Here is a 625-nt window from a genome sequence, read left to right on the forward strand (position 1 = left end):
AGTCCTCGGGGTCAGGTTTTGTTTTTGGTTTTTCAGCGGCGGGTAAACAGGTAACGGGCGTAAACTTCAGATGTCGTCACAGTTTCGTCGCTCTTCCCAGGTCGTGCCCATCACCCGCCACGAGTTCCGCGCACGATTTGGCGAGCCTCACTTAGCAGGAGCACTTTGCGGCTACACCCGCGAGGCCGACACGTCCGCCATCCTGGGGCTCCTCTGCCACTCCCGGCCCTCGCGGATCCTCGAGGTCGGCACGGCGCTGGGGCACATGACGGCCGACCTCACGCGGTGGTCACCCGAGGACGCGATGGTCTTCACCCTCGACCTGGTCCGCGGGATGCCGCGGGCCGCGACGGGCGCGTCGGAGCAACTGGCCGAGGTGCCGACGCTCGCCGAGCGGGGTCGGTTCGCCGACCACTTCGGCACCGTGCACAAGGCCTTCTTCATCACGGCCGACTCGCTCGGTTATGACTTCGGCCGGCTGGCGCCGCTGGACTTCGCCTTCATCGACGGCGGCCATGATTTCTCCCACGCGCTGGCCGACAGCCGCAAGGCCTATGACGCCCTGGCACCCGGCGGCTGGCTGGTCTGGCACGACTTCGGCAGCCCCGTCCCCTGGGTCGAGGTC

General features: G+C 67.2%; 1 protein-coding gene. It reads left to right on the forward strand.

Translation table 11 applies throughout. The annotated features are described in order from the left end of the window. Positions 1-70 precede the first annotated feature (70 nt). On the forward strand, positions 71-625 hold a 555-nt coding region (locus G6O54_RS37010), incomplete at its 3' end, for a class I SAM-dependent methyltransferase (RefSeq protein ID WP_165236177.1).

This window comes from Aquisphaera insulae (assembly GCF_011064615.1).
Lineage (GTDB): Bacteria > Planctomycetota > Planctomycetia > Isosphaerales > Isosphaeraceae > Aquisphaera > Aquisphaera insulae.